General features: G+C 56.1%; 21 protein-coding genes. 11 read left to right on the top strand and 10 right to left on the bottom strand.

Annotated features, from left to right (window positions below):
* The first annotated feature begins 40 nt into the window (after window positions 1-40).
* The 6 genes from C8N31_RS19205 (at window position 41) to C8N31_RS19180 (ending at window position 8,258) form a co-directional block, all read left to right on the top strand.
* A complete protein-coding gene (locus C8N31_RS19205; RefSeq protein ID WP_025047597.1) occupies window positions 41-3,355 on the top strand; it encodes an NACHT domain-containing protein in 3,315 nt (1,104 codons plus the stop codon).
* A gap of 335 nt (window positions 3,356-3,690) precedes the next feature.
* Window positions 3,691-4,575 carry a viperin family antiviral radical SAM protein gene (locus C8N31_RS19200; RefSeq protein ID WP_025047598.1) on the top strand — a complete coding sequence of 295 codons (885 nt, stop codon included), beginning with the start codon at window positions 3,691-3,693 and terminating at the stop codon, window positions 4,573-4,575.
* Entirely contained in the window at window positions 4,568-5,650 is a 1,083-nt protein-coding gene (locus C8N31_RS19195) for a thiamine-phosphate kinase (protein WP_025047599.1), read from the top strand. The genes C8N31_RS19200 and C8N31_RS19195 overlap by 8 nt, the downstream gene beginning before the upstream one ends.
* A gap of 10 nt (window positions 5,651-5,660) precedes the next feature.
* Window positions 5,661-6,347, top strand: coding sequence for a thymidylate synthase (locus C8N31_RS19190; protein WP_025047600.1), 687 nt, complete (start codon window positions 5,661-5,663; stop codon window positions 6,345-6,347).
* Window positions 6,348-6,487: 140 nt separating this feature from the next.
* On the top strand, window positions 6,488-7,270 hold the full coding sequence (locus C8N31_RS19185; RefSeq protein ID WP_025047601.1) for a hypothetical protein: 783 nt from the start codon (window positions 6,488-6,490) through the stop codon (window positions 7,268-7,270).
* Window positions 7,248-8,258, top strand: a complete 1,011-nt coding sequence (locus C8N31_RS19180) for a hypothetical protein (RefSeq protein ID WP_146173156.1) — start codon at window positions 7,248-7,250, stop codon at window positions 8,256-8,258. Before C8N31_RS19185 ends, C8N31_RS19180 begins: the two co-directional genes overlap by 23 nt.
* A 511-nt stretch (window positions 8,259-8,769) precedes the next feature.
* On the opposite strand, the gene C8N31_RS19175 is transcribed toward C8N31_RS19180, so the two are convergent.
* From C8N31_RS19175 to C8N31_RS19130, 10 genes are all read right to left on the bottom strand, one after another.
* Window positions 8,770-10,179 (bottom strand): tetratricopeptide repeat protein, encoded by a 1,410-nt coding sequence (locus tag C8N31_RS19175; protein WP_025047603.1) that lies wholly within the window; start codon window positions 10,177-10,179, stop codon window positions 8,770-8,772.
* A 4-nt stretch (window positions 10,180-10,183) separates the two neighbouring features.
* Window positions 10,184-12,274 (bottom strand): ATP-dependent DNA helicase, encoded by a 2,091-nt coding sequence (locus C8N31_RS19170; protein WP_025047604.1) that lies wholly within the window; start codon window positions 12,272-12,274, stop codon window positions 10,184-10,186.
* An 11-nt stretch (window positions 12,275-12,285) separates the two neighbouring features.
* A complete protein-coding gene (locus C8N31_RS19165) occupies window positions 12,286-12,741 on the bottom strand; it encodes a hypothetical protein (protein ID WP_037918131.1) in 456 nt (151 codons plus the stop codon).
* A 1-nt stretch (window position 12,742) separates the two neighbouring features.
* Window positions 12,743-13,747 (bottom strand): HIT family protein, encoded by a 1,005-nt coding sequence (locus C8N31_RS19160; RefSeq protein WP_025047606.1) that lies wholly within the window; start codon window positions 13,745-13,747, stop codon window positions 12,743-12,745.
* 32 nt (window positions 13,748-13,779) lie between these two features.
* Entirely contained in the window at window positions 13,780-14,196 is a 417-nt protein-coding gene (locus C8N31_RS19155) for a hypothetical protein (protein ID WP_025047607.1), read from the bottom strand.
* Window positions 14,193-15,518 (bottom strand): recombinase family protein, encoded by a 1,326-nt coding sequence (locus C8N31_RS19150; protein WP_107992405.1) that lies wholly within the window; start codon window positions 15,516-15,518, stop codon window positions 14,193-14,195. The genes C8N31_RS19155 and C8N31_RS19150 overlap by 4 nt, the downstream gene beginning before the upstream one ends.
* On the bottom strand, window positions 15,518-16,018 hold the full coding sequence (locus C8N31_RS19145) for a DUF2924 domain-containing protein (protein WP_051544590.1): 501 nt from the start codon (window positions 16,016-16,018) through the stop codon (window positions 15,518-15,520). Before C8N31_RS19145 ends, C8N31_RS19150 begins: the two co-directional genes overlap by 1 nt.
* Window positions 16,008-16,250, bottom strand: a complete 243-nt coding sequence (locus tag C8N31_RS19140; protein WP_107992404.1) for a hypothetical protein — start codon at window positions 16,248-16,250, stop codon at window positions 16,008-16,010. Before C8N31_RS19140 ends, C8N31_RS19145 begins: the two co-directional genes overlap by 11 nt.
* A gap of 126 nt (window positions 16,251-16,376) precedes the next feature.
* Complete coding sequence (locus C8N31_RS19135) at window positions 16,377-17,108, bottom strand: hypothetical protein (RefSeq protein ID WP_025047610.1); 732 nt, start codon at window positions 17,106-17,108, stop codon at window positions 16,377-16,379.
* A gap of 1 nt (window position 17,109) precedes the next feature.
* Window positions 17,110-17,847 (bottom strand): XRE family transcriptional regulator, encoded by a 738-nt coding sequence (locus C8N31_RS19130; protein ID WP_231476745.1) that lies wholly within the window; start codon window positions 17,845-17,847, stop codon window positions 17,110-17,112.
* A 48-nt stretch (window positions 17,848-17,895) separates the two neighbouring features.
* On the opposite strand from C8N31_RS19130, the gene C8N31_RS19125 reads away from it, so the two are divergent.
* The 5 genes from C8N31_RS19125 to C8N31_RS19105 all read left to right on the top strand — a co-directional run.
* On the top strand, window positions 17,896-18,579 hold the full coding sequence (locus C8N31_RS19125; protein WP_025047612.1) for a hypothetical protein: 684 nt from the start codon (window positions 17,896-17,898) through the stop codon (window positions 18,577-18,579).
* A gap of 196 nt (window positions 18,580-18,775) precedes the next feature.
* Window positions 18,776-18,985: a helix-turn-helix transcriptional regulator gene (locus tag C8N31_RS19120; RefSeq protein WP_025047613.1), complete on the top strand. Its 210-nt coding sequence runs from the start codon at window positions 18,776-18,778 to the stop codon at window positions 18,983-18,985.
* Window positions 18,985-19,296, top strand: a complete 312-nt coding sequence (locus tag C8N31_RS19115) for a hypothetical protein (protein WP_025047614.1) — start codon at window positions 18,985-18,987, stop codon at window positions 19,294-19,296. The genes C8N31_RS19120 and C8N31_RS19115 overlap by 1 nt, the downstream gene beginning before the upstream one ends.
* Before the next feature lie 28 nt (window positions 19,297-19,324).
* Window positions 19,325-19,813 (top strand): hypothetical protein, encoded by a 489-nt coding sequence (locus C8N31_RS19110; RefSeq protein WP_025047615.1) that lies wholly within the window; start codon window positions 19,325-19,327, stop codon window positions 19,811-19,813.
* Window positions 19,813-20,113: AAA family ATPase (locus C8N31_RS19105; RefSeq protein WP_146173155.1), on the top strand; the 301-nt coding region annotated here is incomplete at its 3' end. The genes C8N31_RS19110 and C8N31_RS19105, both read left to right, overlap by 1 nt.

Raw genomic sequence — 20,113 nt, 5'->3', positions numbered from 1 at the left:
GGCGACTCTTGAAAGACACAAATCACCTGAAGCGATTGGGATGGACCTCGAGAACATGGGCAGTAAACCAAAAACCGCTTCTGACCTAGCGCGTCGCATTCTTAAACATCCGCTAGGCGGTTTGAACAAGCTTTTAACACTGGCGGACAGAGAAGAGCTGGAATGGCTAGAGTTGAAAGCTGCGACGGAGCCCAAAGGCGGGGCGGTGAAGAGTGGATACACCCTTGGGGATTACCGCTGGCATGTTGCGAAGGCCGTTGTCGAATTGGCGAATTCAATAGGCGGTGTCGTTCTATTGGGCCTAACGGATGACGGTAAGCCAGTTGGGATCGAAGCCAGCGACCCCGGTAATGTCAGAACCAAGAAGGGTGCTGAAGCCTTTAGACGTGACTTTCTTCAGAGGGTTTTGCTGCGCGAGAACGGTTGGAAGGTGCGCGGCGACAAGACACTTAAGTTGTCAAATCTTCACCTGCTGGAAAGATCAATCGAGTTAGACGAGTTTACCTATGGTGAACACTCGGTTTTAGCGATTTTTGTGGACGCTGTTCCTCGAGGGATTGGGTACGTCGAAGTTGAGACCGTTGCGAAAAGCCAGTTCGAGCAGAAACAAGTGTTTGTCCGTCAACGCGGAGCAGTCGGAAAAGTTGTCGAACTCGACCTGAATAACATCCCGGCAGTACAAGCTCATGAGGCACATCGAAATCGCTATGAGCAGGAAGTCAGCACAACTTGGGAACGGTTCTTGTCAAAGGCGCCTTTAGCAAGGCCCACTGACGCATTGGAGCCGGAAATCCGTCAGTACCTGAGTGCCTTGGCAACCCAGCACTCGTCCGCATCTCAATTTATTCAGCTATGGGCAGAGGGATTGCCAGGATTGCGGTCAAAACCGAAAAAGACACGTCCAAAGCCGTTTCGCGACCAGCATGAGGGGTGGCTAAACGACGGCCGCAAGCCAAAGCACGGCTCATTCGATAATCAACAACCGAAGTCAATTGGTGACCTGGAATGTGGTCCGGTTGTTGATCTGATGAGAAAAAAGCAACAGGCGATCTTAGTCGGTGATGCTGGATCAGGAAAAACTGCCTGCTTCTTGCAGCTAATGCTCAAAGAAACTGAAAACTGGAACTCAGGTCGAGTTTGGCCACTAATTGCGTCGCTCGCAGGTTATGACGGCGGTGGGCTATCTAATCTACTTCAGACCAGCTGTGGACTTGATTGGGAAGATCTTGTTCCGCAAATAGCTTCAGGTTCAGTGACGCTTCTTCTTGATGGGTTCAATGAATGCCCGGATGCACTCCAAGACAGATGCGCATCTGAAATTGCCAACTTACTCGCCGAGTACCCAAAGGCACGAGCTTTTGTTTCCACTCGGTCTACGAATATCCCATCGCAGATCACACTCCCTAGGTTCGAAGTCAGACCGTTGAGCCGGTCGGAGCAATTGGAGTTCCTTCGCCACTACTTGCATCAAGGTGCACATGCCGAAGAAATACTGAGGAAGTTGTACGAGCAACCAGCGGCTGCAAGCATCGCTGGCAGCCCTATTCTCCTCAGAATCGTCGCTGAAGTTGCGCGTGAGACGAAGGATATACCGAAGGGACGAGCAGCGCTTTTTAGGCGTTTCCTGGAAACGTGGCGCCGGCGTGAAGAGTACAAAATCGTTCAAGAGCTCGATGAATTGTCTTGGGGTAAGGAGGAAACACTCCAAGCTTTGGCTGAACTTGCCTTCCAGATCCGACAGTCTGGCGCGCGGATCTACTCTAGAGATCAAGTCCGAAATGTATTGAAACGATCCTTTGGTAGGGAAGTGGACCGCTTTATAGATTGGGCCACACAGGGCCCAATTCTAGTCTACGACGAAGTAAGAAATACGATCAGTTTTTGGCACGAAACTGTACAAGAGTATCTTTGCGCGGAGTACCTGGCCGCTCGCCACGAAGATATCGATGTTCAAGCCATAATCGGGAATGCGGCGCACAAGTCAGGGACTTGGTCACTGCCAATTGCTTTCACTTTTGAGCTCACTGACAAGCTTTCGAGCACATTTGTCGATGCGGCATTGGAGGTGGATCCGCTAATCACAGCAGTCTCCTTGCGAGGCTCCTGGCAAAGTCTGCCAGTCGGCCTTGAAGGAAATCTCTGGACACATGGCGTCGTAAAAATTCTGCTTGATTTGGATGCTTCCAGTGAGGAACGGGAAGCCTCCATATTAGCCAGAACGCCACCCAAATACCCGCTCCCACTGTACTTGGAATCCACATTACGCAGCGGCGCATTTTGGTATGCGGGGCAATCTCACAAAGCAGGCAGGTCAAGGCTGGACCGGCTCAAGAAGACAATGAGCCCTGGCCTTTTCCCGTGGATAGAATTGTTGCCCGCAGCACTGGCTGGAGGTGATTGGGACGCCAAAGACTTGAGTGACGCCCTTCGACTTCTACATGGGGTGTCCCCAACACCGACCCTTTCAAGCGTGCTTTCAACAGCCACGGCATCGGAATTGTGCGCGCTGCGAAGACAAAAAAAGATCAGCGCGGAAAGATTTCTGACCTCTTGGGCTCGCGCGGTCGCGCGGTCGAATGGAGCACAGCGAGAACTGGATTTGATAGGCGTTCTTGCCGCTGAAAAAGAGAAAGGGCGGGAGCTTGTCCCGAGGATGCTTCAACTTTATCCGACCGAGTTGAGAAAAATCGCTGACGAGAGAACGCTTTCACTAAGGTTGTTGAGCATCTTGGTGCGAGAAAGAGTGGTCACCGCCAAAATGATGCGTGAGGATGGGCATCGACTGAGGTCGATCATTGAGCGGATGTCGATGATGAACGCGTTACGGCTCGCGAAAGAAAAAGTGGTTTGTCGGGAAGATCTTACTGAGCAAGATCGTAAACGCTTGGTGGTTGACCTTTGGCTAGACAAAAAACTGCGGGAAGCTCAAAAAGTTAGCCGACTGAGCGACGCGGTCTCCTCTGGCCTGCTTGCGTATGAGGATATTCCAACGGATTTGGCAGGGCCAGTGAGGAGCGACGCTGGTAGTCGTGGAAGGTATGCAAAAGCGGGAAAGAACCGCTTTACATACATCAATGATCAGTTGTCCGATGAGACTTTTCGCAGACGGATGCGAGAAGAACTACGAGACCGGCGATGGATTGTGACTGTCAAAAAGGTGAACACCGAGAAAAACTTCGGTTTTGCCACGCATCCTGACTTTGACGGTGATCTACACTTCCGCCTGTCTGACATTCGTACCGGTGGAAATACTATGATTTCGCGGGGTGTAGCATTGGATGTCGCCATTGCGCCAAGTTACAACGGCCGGCGCGAAACATGGAGCTTTGCTGTAACGCACGGACGAGTGCGATAATGGCGAGGGGCTCAGACGCCTACATCGTGAAGATGTTGCAATTTTATCGCACCTCCCAGCGTGATACCACTGTTTTGGTGCAAGCTGGACATCCATGCTTGTATCGGTGCGGCGTCATGATGTAGGGAGGCAATCCTGCGCAACTCACCTTTATGTTGATGCAAAGCGCAGTGTTCAACTTCGAAACTTAACATGAACCAAATCTCTAATTTCGGTGCTCCGTCCTCATCGGTATCCGAGGCGCGTGCTCTATTCGAGTTATGGCGTCCCACGCTCTGTGGAAACGGGATCAGGTTTTCGGAGAACCGACACTGTTCTAAGCGAGGTGAGCAAACATGCTAACTATTCCCGAGTTGACGATAAACTGGCACGTACTCGAAGCATGTAACTTTAACTGCTACTTTTGCTACGCAAAATATCGCCAGAAGCCTAGCTTTCAGCACATCTATAAGAACGTTCTATTGGAGCTGAGTTTGCTTAAAGGGCGTGTTCTGAAGCTTAAATCTGGACCCGTTCTCCCTAAATCGATCAGAGTAAACTTTGCGGGAGGAGAGCCATTTCTTGTTAAAGACCTTGGTCAGGCCATTGAGCTGGCCTCGGATCTCGGACTCCGGCCCTCGTTCATCAGTAATGGTTCGCTCATAACCGATGATTTCATATCCAAATTCGGAAAGAGAATTTCTGTCGCTGGTTTTAGCATCGATAGTTTCTCGCGCAAAGTTAATGACGACATCGGCAGAATAGACAACAAGCGTCAGCAAGTAAGCTTGGAGCGGTTTCATCGCATTTTTTCAATGTTCAGGGAGGTGTCTCCTGAGACGATGATCAAGGTGAATACTGTGGTTTGCCGTGAGAATGTGCGAGAAGATCTTACTGGGCCGCTTGGGGAGCTGAAGCCCGACCGTTGGAAAGCGTTAAGAGTGATACCGATTCACGGCGCTGAAGGGCGCCAAATAACGGATTCTCAATACAAAAAATTTCTCGAAAGGCACAAGGGGGTTGCCGGTCAGGTTGTTCCGGAGGACAACGAACATATGCATCGGTCGTATCTTATGCTGAATCCGGAAGGGCGGTTCTACCAGAGAGAGGGTTCTAGTTTCATGCAGAGTGAACCCGTTCTCCAGGACGGCGCTGCCGTGGCTTTAAGGGATGTGGAATTCGATGCCGAAACATATTTGAGCAGATATTCGCAAGCCAAGGAAGGACAGAAAGATGTCTAAGGATTGCGCAACTCTCGCTGAACTTGGCGAGAAGCAGGTCGTACGAGAGCTGATCACTCGCCTGCGCCCAAACGGCGTTCTATTGGACGGAGTTGGGCACGATGCTGGCTTCGCCGATCTGGCCCTATCAAGAGATGAGGTTGCCGTACTAAACACTGACCGCAGTGGCGAGAACCTGGCATATAAGCTTGGTTTGGCAGGGCCTGAAGCAGTGGGAGATTTAGCAGTTTCACATGCTGTCAGCGACGTCGCCGTGGCAGGCGGTGATCCCTATCTATTGACGGTTTGCCTGCTGTTGCCTCAAGAAACGACGCTTGGATACGCCAAGCGCCTCATGGATGGTGTGGAAAGCGCTGCCGACAGGTGGGGTATCGCAATTGCTTCCGGGGATACCAAGAAAAACGCAAGTATTGCGATTGTCGTGACTGTAATGGGTAAGGTCAAGCGTTCTCAACGCCTTTCCAGATCAGGAGCAAAGGCCGGGGATTTGCTAGTCGTGACCGGACAATTGGGCACCATGTTTACGGCTGCTCGCGCTTATCAAACTGGCACTGAAATACCTGCATTTTTACAAGCGCGACTTAAAGACGCCTTAGTGAACCAGCATCCACCAATCGAGTTAGGCCTGGCTTTGTCACGGTCTGGAGTTGCACGAGCTGGCACGGATATCAGTGATGGTCTCCCGAGCGCCATATTTGATTTGTGCAAGCTTAACCGACTTGGCGCATCGCTTGACGTCAACGACGTCCCGGTGGCGGAAGACGTTCGGCGTTTTGCCAAGTCGAGCATGGAAATAAACCGTGAAAGTTTGATTTCAGCCAACGGAGACTGGCAGTTTTTGTACGCGATTCCCAAAGAGAACCTTGAAAGAGCGCAAAGGATTGCATTGGAGTTCGGTGCCACTCTCTCTACCGTTGGGTTCTTTACGGCTGGCCTAACGATTGCGGCAAGGGGTGAGGACGGCCAGCTTCGGCATCTAAACCTTCTTGAGAATGATGCCTTCTCTCAAGTTGAAAACAAAAACTACTTCGAGTTCTTGGCAAGCAACCCCCCACTTTTGGGGCCGGTCCTTTAGGAGGAAGTCGATGGTGTATTCTGTTTGTGCGCAAACGCTTGGGGAAGCCTGGAAAAAATCCATCCGCGCCGTTCAGGAAGGTGGGGAGATCCACTTCGACGAGGATGTTCAATTGCTAGAATTGCGCCAAGGATTTTCTCTTACGATTTCAGAGCCGAGGGTTGAAGACCCGATCATCGAGCGTTGGGGCGATCCCCAAGTGCTGGCACGGATGATGAAAAAGTTCGCAATAGGAACTAAGATGAGTGACCGACCATTTACGTACGGTGAATTGATCTACTCCAAAAATGGTGTCGACCAGTTCGCATGGATGGTCGAAAGAATACGCCGGAAACCGGAGACAAAATCAGCAACCATTTCTCTACTTTCGGAGGGTGATGGCTCACCAAACCTTCCCTGCTTGGTATGTTTAGATGCAAAACTACGAAAGGGCTTCCTTGACCTGCATTTTTTCTTTCGAAGCCAAAATGTAGTCGGAAGACAATATGCGAACTTGGTGGCACTAGCCGATCTGCAAGCAAGAATGGCCTCAACGCTTTCTTGCAAAGTCGGGAACCTTTCAGGGTATGCGGCTTCCCCACACATCTATGAGTATGACTATGATCATGCGCAAAACATACTAGCGGGCCTAGAATTTGAAAATGTCGACTTGTTCTACACCCATGGTCCGAAGTCAATTCGTGGAGGTTACTCGTGATGGGAGCGATCCGGGTTAGGTCCCTCAACTGCTGAGTGTCGGAGCCCGTTCACCGTGCAAAGATCAAAGTGCTGCTCACAAGCGTTCCAATGCAACGTTGAAGCACTTGCCCAAGACTAGCAAGTTACACGCGAGGACGAATGACTAGCAAGGCAACAAACGCATTCGGAGTCATGTTGGTAGTGACCTGTTCATTGTATCTTTGGGCAAGATTGTACACCTTGACCGATTGGGGCTTGCTCGCGCTGGGGCCCCTTGCAGCACTACTTTTTACTGGTTTGTTTTGGGCCAGTGCTGCGGTCTTTCGTGCAAGTATTACGGTGGCAGTCAAGGGTGGGTCGCCATTGGCGTGGCTGGTCACAGGAAAGCTTCGTGCAATTCTAGGTGCAGCAACGTTCACAGTATTAGCGGTTCCCCTTTTGGCATGGCATGTGATCTCATCCACGTATCCTGAATTGCTGCTGCTTGCTTTATTGTGCTTTTCCGCGGCTCTCGTATTTTCGTTTTCCGAACGCAAATTTCTTGATCATCTCACTCCTCCGTTCGCTCGAATGACTGCGCTGTCGACAGGAACACTCGTTGTTGCTGGCTTTTTCATACCCGTACTTGCGTGGGCTGACTGGAACTTCGCGGCTCATTCTGGAGAGATCCGCACCGTAGGCTTGGAGCAAGCCCTAGAACTCGGACTGGAACAAATGCCGGAGCGTGGAGGATGGGTTGCGGAGATTATGGCACCTTTATATGCGCTCGAATACGGCAAGCTATGGTTTGTAGTTCAGACAGGCACGCCCAAATGGTTTTCATTTTGGTACAGTATTGATGCAGCTCTAATCAGCGTTTTTGCCGCACGAACGAGTGCTGTCTTGATGTCGTTTGTCTCGGTTGAGAAAGGGGGGATTGATGACCGAAACATCACCTCCTAACCCGACTGAAACAACTTCCGATGTGAACGCAAAAAACGTGATTGCATCGCGTTTCTTCTGGGCGACTGTCGCCTTGCTGGCTGTTGCGACGCTCGCTTTGACTGTTGCGAGCAGTTTTCAAACAACGAACTCTTCTCCCCAGCATTCGGTCGAAATTGAACCAACAACACTTGCGAGAATTTTGAGCGATACTGCAATTTCGGCGCAGAAAGCGGTTGCCCCGGATATCGATGCGCATCTCGATGCCGTTTATGCTCCTGCATACGCCGCCATTCCGGCATATGCAGATTTTCATTATTCAGTTCTGGGAGAGTACATAGAGCTTACGGCAGCAGCTACAGGCCAAATGAGCGATGCCATACACGAGCGGTTGTTTGACGGCTTCGAAAATCGACTGACAGAAGCCGCTGCTAAACTCAATAAACGGTACGTTGAGGAGTATCAGCGCATCTTAGAGAAGCAGGTAGCGCAGCAAGTGTCACCCGGGGGAGCAACACCTCTTTTGGGCGAGGTCACCGACGCTGTCTTGCAAGATGCGATTTCCAGAGCTCACACAACTTTGCCACTTGCGACAGTTGCAGCCGGAATCGTGGGAAGCGGTTCGCTCAAACTGGTTTCGGCAACTATTGCCAAAAAGCTTGCGGCGAAGGTTGCAGCTAAAGCCTCTGCCAAGGGCTTGGCAAAAGGTGGCGGTGTGATCGCCGGCGCCGGTGGCGGCGCGCTCCTGTGCTCTTGGAGCGGCCCGGGAGCCGCGGTTTGCGGTGTTGTCGGAGGGGCCGCTGCGTGGCTACTGACAGATGCTGTGGTCGTGAACATCGATGAGTACTTCAACAGGGAAGACTTCGAGGATGAGCTAAGAAAAATGTTGGTCGAAGATCGAGCGGAGAAACGGGAACAGCTTACCGCAGCCCTCCGAGACAAGGCCGTCGCTATGGACGCAGCCGTAGAGGAGATTTTCAAAATGCGCGATCTACATAAAGCCGACTGAACGCAGGCCTCGATGCGTTAAATATACTTGTTGGCGCTGCGTGAAATTAATTCTCACCCAAGAGTTGGGAAAGCAGATAGTCGGCCACATCCGCAGCGACATATGATGGGGAAGACAACAATGGCGCCCTTTTCTGCAAAACTCCAAGCGTGGATTCTCCCTTAACGAAAACCCCGCTTGGCCTCGGCTAGCGGCATTGCCGCCTTGAAAGAACTTATCGCGAACAACTGTTGCCAATTTCATGCCACCTGGCGATGCGTGTTCATGCTTTATTCTGCTTGCTTTGCACGGTTTTGGGTACCAAACACATCCCCGCGCCGAGCGGCTCGCTATAATTCGTGGGCAGCAGCGGACGTTTCGACCAGTGCGTAGGCATAGTCCAAGTGGTCGTGGATAAAGGCCTTCGTGCGGGCCTGAAGGCCCATGAAAATCTACTTCGATCCAAACTTGGGGAGTTAAAGGAAATGTACCGTGAGTAACGACATATCTACATAATTGGTGATGTTTGGCTTCATCCCAAAAATCTGAGCGCCTTCCACCCCACCTTTCCGTTCTTTGCCTTTCGCAGTATGGCTCGTACGGTTCGTTCTGCGACCTCGCCGCCGCCGACCTCCTTCGCCAAGTCGGGAGGTACGAAGACGTCGCCTCGAGGATTACGAAGGAAGGCGAAGCTGTTTCCGTCGTGCCGCTCGAGCCGGCCCGTTACGTCCTCGCAGAACCCCGGGATTGCTTTGGTCTCTGCCAGTCTCCAATCAGTCGGCTTCTCGGCCGGATCGGTTCTTCCGATCTCAACAATAGTGCCCGGCTCGACGCAGGCGATTTCTGGGAACCGCCCATGGGGCATTGGAGATCCACTCTCCACGCCAGTCGCGACGTATGTGAGGGCCTTCGCCTCATTGATGTGCTCAACGACGCCGAGGGAGTAAACCACAGGCCTTGCGTCAAGCTCCGCGAGTAGTTTTCTTGCCGCACTCGCGGCCTTTGGCGGAGGCTTCAACCGATCTGCTGAGATCTCAAGCGCATACCAATCGCTCTGCAGCAACCCCGACAACTCCGCCGGAGTCCTGAAGCTATGCTCTTCGCGATAATCCGCAGCTAGGTGTGCCTGAAAGGCTGCTTCGTCGAACCTCTCCTGTGCCGCCAGAAGCTCGGCTAGACGGATCCGAACGCGCGCAACCTCCTGCTCTTCCCGCGCCAGTTCCGTGGCGTGGATGTAGCAAACCACTGCCTGCTCGGGTTGCGACTTTTCGAGTATCTCGCCGAGCAAGGCCCAGGGCCAGGCGGCTCTCGACTGCTTTCTTAATATCGGTACGAGTCGACGCATTGCGTCTTCAAACCGATCCTCGCTAAGGTCAATCTTGCTCTGGTAATAGTTGAGCCATTGATCGGTCGGATTCTTGGCCAGCGCTTTTACCAAGATCGTCAGTCCCCAACGGACCGGATCGGAGTCCCGGCGCACCTCAGTCGCAGCGGATGCAGCCTCCCGAGCAATCGCCCGGACGAACCGCTGTTGCAGGCTATCGATTCGCCTGCCGTCGTCGGTAATGAAGGGCGCCCGGTCCTCGTCCGGGAAATTGTCGATGCCGGCCCATTGTGAAAATGCGAGAAAATCCGGCCAATGGCGGGAAACTTTTCCGGCCAGGCGTAGCATTTGGGAGAAGGCCGTATCCCCTCGGAGGGGCGCGGCCATCTTTGAGAATTCTCGCATGAAAGGCGAGATGCGGTTGGCCATCGCGGAATCGGAAAGTCGCTTCTGCTCGTATTCGTCCACGATCTTTTTCACCTGATCGTACAGCACCCAGGCGTAGGCCCGCAAAAACCAGAGGTCGTCTTCTCGTCCCGAGAGGCCCGCGCGGGCTGCTTCCAACGCCTCCGCGGATTTGCCTGCACGACGAAGTCCAAAAATCTCCTTTGAATCCATAACCCTAGTTCTTCCACCGGTTCATCGACCGCTGAATCTCGCTGTACAGCCCACCGCTTGCGCCTGGTCCTCCGACTTCCTGCGCAGCCGTCCATGTCTTGGAGCCGTCGAAGGTGAAGTCGATGTCGCCGCGCCGAGAATCGTCGGCAAAGGAAACGCGTAGTCGATATGGCATCAGCTTAAAGGATGTGCGGCGGATCTCACTCCCCTCAAGCGATGCGTCGAGGCGTTCCAGGAAATCGGCAACGAACTCGTCGGGTGCTTCCCGCTCACCAGTATCATCCAAAGCATCGAAGGCAGACAGGGCATCGGCAAGTAGGCTCTTGTCTGACTGCGTCCCTGGTGTGGGCCCAAAGCGGCGTAGACGGTTCTTGCCGTTGTAGTAGTACTGGAGTTCTGCCGTTGCACCGTCCCGTACCAGGATGTAGCGCTCACAGTATTCAAGATGCCTGAGACTCGTGACTTCGATGCCGAGCGCTGACCAGTGTTCGCGAAGCTGCCGATGCCGCGGCAGCAGTCTCGCTGTTGCCGGCGAGAAAGAGAACCGGTCCCAATCGGGATCGAGGTTCGCCGTCTCCGTCTCGCTTGCGCAGGCGACGTCTTCGGCGACTTTGGCCTCGCCCCACATATCCTCTGAAATTACGTCGAAGTCGGGCGGCTCCACTACATACAGACGGCGTTTGGCACGGGTGATGGCGGTGTAAGCCCAACGGAAGAAGGCGCGGTTTCGAACTCCTCCGCCGTCGGCGAAGTCCACCAGCACGTTGTCCCACTCGCCCCCCTGCGCCTTGTGGCATGTCATGGCATAGCCGAATTTTACCTGCACCGCGTTGAAGTACGGGTCCGCTCTGAGATTCTTGGCGAATTCTCTGGACCTGGGCTTCAAGTGCGGGTTCCGTTGGCGGAAATGGACGAGGAGCGCCCGCTGTTCCAGGGGCGTCAATTCCCGCCCCGGAGAGTCGAGAAGATTCTCGAGTATCTTACATGGCAGTCTGACGATGGTCCCGTCGGCCTCCCTGTAGGCGACGGTTGCGTCCCGAAAGGAGAGTTCGACGTTCCCTCCGCCTTTGACCGGCACGGAGGCGCGCTCGGCGGCCGGCGTCACGTCCAACACTTTGACTAGATCGCCGTTACGCAAGGAGACCAAGTGGGCGTTGCGGTTCACCAACAGTATATCGCCGACTTGCACAGGGCGCGACGCATCGCCCCAGAGCCGCTCGCGGATGCCGCGATTGTATTCCAGCGCGGCGGCGTTGGACCGGACAACGACCACGCTCGAGCCGCGCGATCGCACGCTCCGCTCGAGGACGTCGAATGCGACCTCGGACTCGATTTGGACGATCTCCTCGCCATCCGGCTCCAACGAGAAGGCGTTGTAGACGTCGGCGGCGATCGCCTTCCGAATCTCGGTGGCCCGCTCGAGGATCGCGCTGCCCTCGCGCTGGCGCATCACCGTTTCGAGTTGGAAGGTGGACACGGTCAGCCTGAACTCGGCTTCGAGTCGCTGTGACGACAGAGCGGGCGATTCTTCCTCTCCGACCGGAGGCAACTGAGCCAGGTCGCCCACGAAGAGAAGTTTGACGAGCCGATCGTCAGAGCCCATTCTGCGCCGGGACCGTGCAAAGGTAACGAGGTCCTTAAGAAGACGGCCGGACCCGAAACGGATCACGTCACCACGGACTTCCCGGTCGCCGACCATGGACGCCTCGTCAACGATGAGGACCGACATGGCCGGCTCGTCCTCCGCGAGCGGAAAGAACCACCGAAGGCCAGGATCGTTCGCAGCCTCCGCCTCCTCGTTCACCTCAAGCCTGTCGAGCGCGAAAATCAGGCTGTGGATGGTCTTGGCTTGGACCTCCCAGCCAGTGGCCTGCGCGACCTTGTCCCCCAGGATCCGGGCCGCGCGCCCGGTAGGCGCCGCCAGCGCGCAGGACAGCTTCATCTCCGCGGCAATCTCGACAAGCCTCGCGATCATCGTCGTCTTGCCGGACCCGGCGCTTCCCGCGAGGACGAAAACGTCAGCGGCGTCATCAATGAAGAAACTACGGATAGCCTCAACGACTTCAGACTGTTCCAATGTAAGTTCGATTTTCATGGGTGTCTCAATTACAAAGGGTTCAAATACGGCTGGGTACCAAACACATCCCCGCGCCGAGCGGCTCTCTCCAATTCATAAGCGGCGGCTGCGGTTTCGACGAGGGCGTAGGCATAGTCCAAGTGGTCGTGGATAAAGGTCTTCGTGCGGGCATCAAGTGTAAGCGAGCCGCTCGCGAACAGGGGCAGTTCCTCGGCCTTGAGCGACGGGATCACGAACCGGTTTGCCACGTAGACGCAGAACTGGTCGCCGGACAGCCTGCCGCTAGCGTGGCTGTTGAGGCGGGTGACCAAGCCGTACTTCTTGGGCGCGGCTTTGCCCTTGCTGTCGATCTCTCGCCCGGACATGCCGCAATAGATTAGCTCGTTATCCTTCCAGATCGCATAGACACCTGCGGCGACCGCAGGGACGTCTGGGTTTGGCCAATCTGCGAAGGGAAATCGAGGGGTAAACTGATCGCTGTCCATCCTAGTACTTCTGCTTCTCAGGAATGACCCCTCGCACACCGCCGCGGGGATTGGCAACGTCGCCGTTCCGACGCGGGATCAGGTGAACGTGGACATGGAAGATGGTCTGACCGGCATCGGCCCCGGCGTTGATCCCGACATTGAATCCTGTGACGGAGGGGTCTGCGGCAAGAATTTGTTCGCGCTGTTCCTTGAGCAACGCCTGGATCGCGTTCAACTCGGGCTGATAGAGGTCGAAGTAATCGGCCACATGCCGCTTGGGGATGACCAGCGTGTGCATTGGGGTAACGGGAAATCCGTCACGGATCGCGTAGCAAAGCTCGTTCTCGGCGATGATCCTGTCTTCGCCGATTGTGCAAAATATGCAGGCTTGATCTCTAATGCCGTAGGAGGCCAGCACGTCCCGAAAATCGGTATCGTCCCTGTCTCGCTTGTTCGTGTTGCATGTGACGCAGAGCGCCTGAAAGTTGCTCAAGGCGTCGCTTCCGCCTTTGGCGCGTGGCACGATATGATCGACATGCAGGGCTGCCTGTTCTTCATGGGCCCCGCAAAGCTCACAGCGGTGTTTGGCCCGCTTTAGGACCTCATATCGAACCGAGCCCGGAACATAACCATCCGCAATGCCGCGGTGACCCCAGATGCCGTCACCCCGTTGATTGATATAGGCGGAAAGGCGTTGCTGGCAGAGCTCAATGAGCGCAGCGATTTCCTGATCAGACAGATCGCCGGCCGCAAGTTGGTATCCGACAATGCGGCGCCCATCCTTGATAGGCTCAATCACGCCATTTTGCGTGAGAACTTTGCCCACCATATTTTTGGTGCGGATCTCATAGTATTCCACCTGTGAGCGGTCGTAGCTCAGTAGTGCTTTCGCAACGTCTTCCGTCGAGGCAGTGCCACCCTTTTCCAGCAGAACCTGAAGCATGACCGGCTGATAAACATGCGACATCCGCATCTGTTCGCGAATGTAGGTCTCAAGCTGTTGAAAGGATAGGTTGCTTCTCATGACCCGAAGGTGGCCGATAAGTCGAGAAAAATCTAGCCTTGGTAATGCCTTGGAGCATCTGACGTGCTGCCAAACACCACTCCTGCCTGGTTCAGCCATGGCATCGGCGCGCATTCATTTAGCTGCACGACTGTCACAGCAATGGTCTCCCGCCCGCAGGTCAGGCGCTTCAGCACCTCCGGCGCAAGATAAGCCAGCCGCAACTGGCGGCTGACATGACGTTCGGCCAAACCAACGGCTTCAGCCAGTTCCTGGATTGTCGTGAATTCGCCAGTGTCCATGCGCCGCCGCCAGCCCCATGCCCGGCCGATGGCCCGCAGAATGTGCGGATCTTGGGCCTGATCCTCGCTCGGCTGATAGTCGGCGGGCGGCAGGATCTTTGGTCGCCCGTTCTTCTTTCGGACCTTCAGCGGGATCAGCACTCGGATTGTGTCGTCCTGCTTCGTCATTCTGCAGCCTCCAGCCTGCGGGGCACCACCATTTTGCGGATGACGCCCGAGATGCCCTCGCGCTGAATATCGACCTCGAGACCTGCGGCGGTGACCGTGACGCGCCGCACCAGCAACTGGATGATGCGGGCCTGTTCGGCCGGGAAGAGTTGCGACCAGAGCCCGTTGAACTCGTGCAAGGCGGCGATGGCATTGGCCTCGGATGCACCGCCGCTGTCGCGTTTCAGGGCGGCCAGCACCTGCGTGACGACCTCTGGTGTTTGCAGGATCCGCCGCACTTCGGTCACGACCGCGTCCTCAACCATTCCGGCGGCGAGCCGCATCGGCGCGGTTTCCTCACCGGTCTCGCGGTTCCGGATCACGTCCATCGACACATAGTAGCGATAGAGCTTCGCGCCCTTCTTGGTACTAGTGGGTGTCATGGCCGCGCCGGTGTCGCTGAAGATCAGCCCTTTCAGGAGAGCGGGGGTCCGCGACCGGCTGTTGTTGGCACGTTTGCGGGGGCTTTCCTGCAGGATGGCATGGGCCCGATCCCAGAGATTGTCGTCGATGATTGCGTCGTGCTCGCCGGGGTAGGCCGTGCCCTTGTGAACTGCCTCACCGCGATAAACGCGGTTCTTCAGGAGCCGGTAGAGATAGCCCTTGTCGATCAGCGTGCCCTGCTTATTGCGGAATCCCTCGCGGCGGAGTTCGCGTGCCAGTACCGTGGCGGAGCCGAGTTCAACAAACCGCTCGAAGATGCGCCGGACCGATGCGGCCTCGGCTTCGTTCACCACCAGCTTGCGATCCTGCACATCATAGCCGAGGGGTACATAGCCCCCCATCCAGATCCCGCGTTTGCGCGACGCGGCAACCTTGTCGCGGATTCGCTCTCCGATGACCTCGCGCTCAAACTGGGCAAAACTGAGCAGAATGTTCAGCGTCAGCCGCCCCATCGAGGTGGTGGTATTGAACGACTGCGTGACAGAGACAAAGGTGACACCATTGCGGTCGAAGATCTCGACCAGCTTGGAGAAATCCATCAGCGAACGGCTGAGACGGTCGATCTTGTAGACCACAACCACATCGACCAAGCCGTCCTCAATGTCCGTCAGAAGCTGCTTGAGGCCGGGGCGCTCAAGATTGCCGCCAGAGAACCCGCCATCGTCATAGCGGTCGCGGGTGGCGACCCAACCCTCGGACCGTTGGCTGGCGATGTAGGCCTCACAGGCCTCTCGCTGGGCGTCGAGGGTGTTGAACTCCATGTCGAGACCTTCTTCGGTCGACTTGCGAGTGTAGATGGCGCAGCGCAGGCGGCGGTTCGGGCGGTTCATACCCTCCATTATGCTTGCTCCCGCTTGCGCTCACGCAACCCGAAGAAGCGATAGCCATTCCAGCGTGTGCCGGTGATGGCGCGTGCCACTGCAGAGAGCGATTTGAACTTGCGGCCCTGCCAGTCGAAGCCGTCTTTCAGCACGGTTACGGTGTGCTCAACGCCGTCCCATTCGCGGATGAGCTTGGTGCCTGTGACGGGATTTCTGGGATCCGCGATCCGGTGCTTGCTCCGCGCATGTCCCTCGACCTCATCAGCCAGCAGATCCAGCATGCGGCGCGTTTCACGGTCGGGACCGCCGTAGGTCAGTTCCTGGATGCGATAGGCGATCCTGAATTCCAGGAACTTGCGGCTGTTGTTCGGCGCAGCCAGGCCGAAGAGCTTCTCCCATTCGGCCTTCAGATCCTTGACGGACATGGCCTTCAAGGCGGCCAGGCGAGCCAAGACTGGTTGATCAGTCTTTGGATCCAGACCTGGCTTTGCGGGCGTTATCTTATTGTCATGCTTCATCAATTCCTCCCAGCGGCAAACGTTTTGCATGACGACCACCGCTCTTTCGGGGCGAGAAGTCCACGAAACTGTCTCCGTCCTCGGCAGATAAATCGCTGGACTGTTCGGCGTTCAGGCGAATGACGCCTGCTGCCAAAATGCGACCGATTTCGGCGAGGCGCGCGTTCGCTGACATGCGTTCAGGGCAAAGAGGATTGGGCCCCGAAACCGGGGTTGAGAGATCATCAAGCATTGGAGCGCCTTTCGGGTTGTTGCCCTATCTGGGCTTCAAGTGGCGCTGGTATTCAAGTTAAAACAATGGGTTGCGGGGCTGGTGCGGGGTGCTGCGTGCAGGATCGGGTTTGTAGCGTGCGGCCCGTCAGTGCCGTGTCGCGGATTGGACCATCGAATCTGTGTCGAGTTTCAGGGCGGCCTTCCAAAGCGGCGTCTTGGTGAACAGGCTTTCTTGCGCGCGAAAGGACTTAGCGGGTCGGGTTTCCTGAAGCAGGCCTGTCCAGACAAGGGGGCGCAGGACCTGAGTGTAAAGACTGCCCATCATCTCATCGTAGCGTGGAAAGGGACAGGGATCGGGTTCACCGAACAAGATCTGTCGCAGGTAGGCGCCCGATGCGCCGTCCTCAGTCTCGACGTTGAGGACGTTGAGGAAGACGTCCCAGTTGCCCGGAAGCGTTTGGTCCGGGGTCCGTGACCAGCCCGAATGATCGATTTCAAACAAGTAAAACGGCGTAATGATGCCGAACAGACGGCCGGGATGATGGATCAGTTCCGCCCCTGACTTAGTCAGCTTGAAAATCCCTTTATAGTGCCGACCCATTTTCAGGGTGGTCAGCAGGAAGTGAATATCCCCGAGCGGCATGAATTCATGTTCTTTCAGAACCTTGTTGACGGCGAAGAGGTCCGCCTCGGTATGTCCGGGCCAGTCGAATTCCGCCGCGGCCCAGTGAACGAAATTGCGCTTGAAGGCTTTTGACGGGGTGAGGCCGATGGAACCATGCGCCTGGACGTAGGCGAAGGTTTTCAGAACCCCGCGCAAGAGCGGCGAGAAGCTCAAGGCTGGTTCATCGTCGGCGAGGGAGCGAAATTCGATCATCTCAAACCTCCCGTGCAAACCAGCGGATCCGCCCCACGATATTGATCTCGTCAGCCGTGCGCTCGTATTCGGGGTAATGCTTGTTGTCAGAAATCACGCGCACTGCTGGTGGCTCGCTATTCGGAACGTGCTGCAGGCGTTTGGCGACAAGTCCCATGCCGTCGTCGAGAACAAAGATACCTGGCGGGCTTGGCGCTTTGCGCGTCATGTCGACCAGAACCGTATCGCCTTCGAAGAGGGTGGGTTCCATGCTGTCGCCTTCGACCTTCATGATCCGCAGTTGCGAGGGTGATGCCTTGAGGCCGTGTTTGATCCACGATCTACGGAAGTGGTAGGCGCGTCCTGGCGCCTCATGTTCATCCAGAACAACGGAGCCGCCGCCCATTGAAGGCCTGACGCCCGCGTGGGTGATCGAAACGAAAGCATCGTCCGGGTTCTCGATGAACGGAGGGGTGCCTTCGACATTACCTATGCCGTGGATCAACCAGTCGAGTTCCACCTTCAAGACACGCGCGACCTCCGCGAGGCGGTCGATTCCAGGCCGCGTCGAGCGGCCACGCAGGATGTCGTAGACGAAGGAACGATTGACCCCGGCCATCTCGGCAACATGGGCAGGGCTCAGGCCGAGCTGGTTGGCACGGGCATGGAGACGGTCGGCGAGCGTGTGGTGGGCGTCCATGTTATCCCCAAGGAAGTGTGGATTAAATAGGATAAGATAGGATTGCGCGACGTTGGTCAAGACATTAGAACAAAAAAGGAACGGTTGCACGCAAGATTCGGGGGGCAGATGGATATAGAAAAGGCTTACTTCTCTCTGCCTGAGGTTCTCGAACGATGGTCCATTCCAGAGGATGATCTCGTCTATCTTGCTGAGAACGACCAACTGCGGCTGTCGATCCGGGTCTTCGACTTACCGCTCGAGATCGGGGGATACGAGGAAGATTCCGATGGCGCGCGGTTCCGTGTGCCAGAAGAGCGGCGATACTTCAGTGGCCTTCTTGATCTGCATGCCTGCGATGTCTTTCACTTGTTCCGGTCGGGCGAAGTGCGCTTGAGTGAGTTTCGCTCGGGCCCCTCAGGCTATGCTTGTCTCCAAGACGAATATGCGCCTCTCTACGTGGTGATCGGGGACCTTCTCCTGCGGCGTAGCGAGCGCGATCTTTATGAAATAAAGTCAGGTTTTTACGCTGGCAGCGGTAGTTGTGAGGACCGGAGCTTCATCGCCTCGCGTGACTACAAGGATGTGCGCTGCAACGGCCATCAGTTCCAATTGGGGCCCATACAGGCGGAAGTCGTGCGCGCGCTCCATGCGGCCGCGCAATCTGGTCAGCCCTGGCAGAGCGGAAAGCAGATCCTGGCAGCGGCCCGCTCGAAGAGCCTCAAGATGGCGGACGTTTTCAAGTCGAAGAAAAACTGGCGGGAGCTGATTCATTCGGATGGGCGCGGCAGCTACCGGTTGAGGGTCGACTAGGCGAACTACATCCCCTCAGGTGGGGGATGGCGGGGGGATCGAGAGGGGGATGAGCGGTGGATGCTCATCCCTCTTTCTCATTCGCCGCCTTGTTTCCAAGGGCCATCCCATCCCCCTCCGCATCCATCACCGATCCCGACGACATCCCACGTCAGGATTTCGCATCTTCGCTCTGTAATCATCAGAGGAGACAGAGATGCAGCAGAAACCCTGCCTCACACAAAAGGAGCTTGCGCGCCGCTGGACGATCTCACACCGCACGCTGGAGCGCTGGCGTTGGACCGGCCAAGGTCCGGCCTTCATGAAAATCGGTGGGCGGATCATTTACCGCCTCGAGGATGTGTTGGCACATGAAGAGGCACACTTACGCCAGACGGCCGACAGCCTGGACGCAGGGGTGGCGTGATGCAGTCCGAGGCACCAGACGACATCAGCTTCTGTGCCTGGGTGGCCCAGGCCGAGCCGGGCGCGGCCGTGATCTATCACCGTGGGTTCCTCGCGGTCGATGCGGCTTCGCTCATCTCAAAGCTGACACCTGACCAGAGGCGGGCACTGAGAGATCTCGCTGCTGCGGCTTGGCGGGCCGCCGAACAGGGGTTGGTCCATCTCGTCCAGGAACGGCTCGCCCCGGATCGCTTCGCCTATCTTGCGATCGCCCGATCGAGACCGACCACCCCAACCAAATCCATCGCCGAGCGGCTCTTGCCAGCCGCGTGACACTGAAGCCCCAGAATTGGAGACCTACATGGCTTACCCCGAAAATATCCCGAGCGTGGATGACATGCTCAACATGCCAGTGACAGAACTGGCGCTCATGCCTCCGTCGCTACTTGCCGCTGTTCAGGCGGAAATCGATACCGCCGCTGCGCGCATGAAAGCGGTGACCGAGCGCTTCGCCCTCGCTCTGGAGGTGCGTTATGCTGACCGTGCTGCTGAGTGCCGTTACGACGCGGGCAAGGACACGGGCACGATCCGCTTTGCAGATGGCGGTGTCACCGTGATTGCCGACCTGGCGAAACGGATCGACTGGGATCAGGCGAAACTCGCCCAGATAGCTGAAAACATCGCCTCGGCTGGCGAAGATCCGTCCGAGTTCATCGACACCACGTTGAAGGTGTCCGAGCGCAAATACACGGCGCTTCCAGAGTCGTGGCGCAAAGGGTTTGAGCCTGCGCGCACGGTCCGCACCGGCAAGCCCAAGTTCCGGTTGGTCTTGAGCGAGGAGATGCACTGATGGCTATCTCTCTCGCATCTTTGCGCACCAGCTCGGTGCTCCAGCCGCCGCGCATCCTGATCCACGGGGTTGCCGGGGTCGGAAAATCCACCTTCGCGGCTGGCGCGGGCGCGCCTGTGTTCATCATGACCGAGGACGGCCTCGGTAAGCTGCAGGTTCCGCATTTCCCGCTGGCGACCAGCTATGCCGAGGTGGCAGAAGCACTTGAACCGCCCCTTGTTTGGCGGAGACCCAGAAGTAAGGATACTGGGTTATGGAAAAGAAGAACTTTGGGAAGAGATATCCGGACGAACTACGTGC

Origin of the sequence: Sulfitobacter mediterraneus (genome assembly GCF_003054325.1) — a bacterium.
Taxonomy (GTDB): Bacteria; Pseudomonadota; Alphaproteobacteria; order Rhodobacterales; family Rhodobacteraceae; genus Sulfitobacter; species Sulfitobacter mediterraneus.
Note: the sequence above shows the minus strand (reverse complement) of the source record. Positions and strands in the feature narration are given on the sequence as shown.

Bases quoted from the DNA above. Each gene is read 5' to 3' on its own strand.
- C8N31_RS19205 (WP_025047597.1), top strand. From the start codon at position 41: ATGGACCTCGAGAACATGGGCAGTAAACCAAAAACCGCTTCTGACCTA.
- C8N31_RS19200 (WP_025047598.1), top strand. From the start codon at position 3,691: ATGCTAACTATTCCCGAGTTGACGATAAACTGGCACGTACTCGAAGCA.
- C8N31_RS19195 (WP_025047599.1), top strand. From the start codon at position 4,568: ATGTCTAAGGATTGCGCAACTCTCGCTGAACTTGGCGAGAAGCAGGTC.
- C8N31_RS19190 (WP_025047600.1), top strand. From the start codon at position 5,661: ATGGTGTATTCTGTTTGTGCGCAAACGCTTGGGGAAGCCTGGAAAAAA.
- C8N31_RS19185 (WP_025047601.1), top strand. From the start codon at position 6,488: ATGACTAGCAAGGCAACAAACGCATTCGGAGTCATGTTGGTAGTGACC.
- C8N31_RS19180 (WP_146173156.1), top strand. From the start codon at position 7,248: ATGACCGAAACATCACCTCCTAACCCGACTGAAACAACTTCCGATGTG.
- C8N31_RS19175 (WP_025047603.1), bottom strand. From the start codon at position 10,179: ATGGATTCAAAGGAGATTTTTGGACTTCGTCGTGCAGGCAAATCCGCG.
- C8N31_RS19170 (WP_025047604.1), bottom strand. From the start codon at position 12,274: ATGAAAATCGAACTTACATTGGAACAGTCTGAAGTCGTTGAGGCTATC.
- C8N31_RS19165 (WP_037918131.1), bottom strand. From the start codon at position 12,741: ATGGACAGCGATCAGTTTACCCCTCGATTTCCCTTCGCAGATTGGCCA.
- C8N31_RS19160 (WP_025047606.1), bottom strand. From the start codon at position 13,747: ATGAGAAGCAACCTATCCTTTCAACAGCTTGAGACCTACATTCGCGAA.
- C8N31_RS19155 (WP_025047607.1), bottom strand. From the start codon at position 14,196: ATGACGAAGCAGGACGACACAATCCGAGTGCTGATCCCGCTGAAGGTC.
- C8N31_RS19150 (WP_107992405.1), bottom strand. From the start codon at position 15,518: ATGGAGGGTATGAACCGCCCGAACCGCCGCCTGCGCTGCGCCATCTAC.
- C8N31_RS19145 (WP_051544590.1), bottom strand. From the start codon at position 16,018: ATGAAGCATGACAATAAGATAACGCCCGCAAAGCCAGGTCTGGATCCA.
- C8N31_RS19140 (WP_107992404.1), bottom strand. From the start codon at position 16,250: ATGCTTGATGATCTCTCAACCCCGGTTTCGGGGCCCAATCCTCTTTGC.
- C8N31_RS19135 (WP_025047610.1), bottom strand. From the start codon at position 17,108: ATGATCGAATTTCGCTCCCTCGCCGACGATGAACCAGCCTTGAGCTTC.
- C8N31_RS19125 (WP_025047612.1), top strand. From the start codon at position 17,896: ATGGATATAGAAAAGGCTTACTTCTCTCTGCCTGAGGTTCTCGAACGA.
- C8N31_RS19120 (WP_025047613.1), top strand. From the start codon at position 18,776: ATGCAGCAGAAACCCTGCCTCACACAAAAGGAGCTTGCGCGCCGCTGG.
- C8N31_RS19115 (WP_025047614.1), top strand. From the start codon at position 18,985: ATGCAGTCCGAGGCACCAGACGACATCAGCTTCTGTGCCTGGGTGGCC.
- C8N31_RS19110 (WP_025047615.1), top strand. From the start codon at position 19,325: ATGGCTTACCCCGAAAATATCCCGAGCGTGGATGACATGCTCAACATG.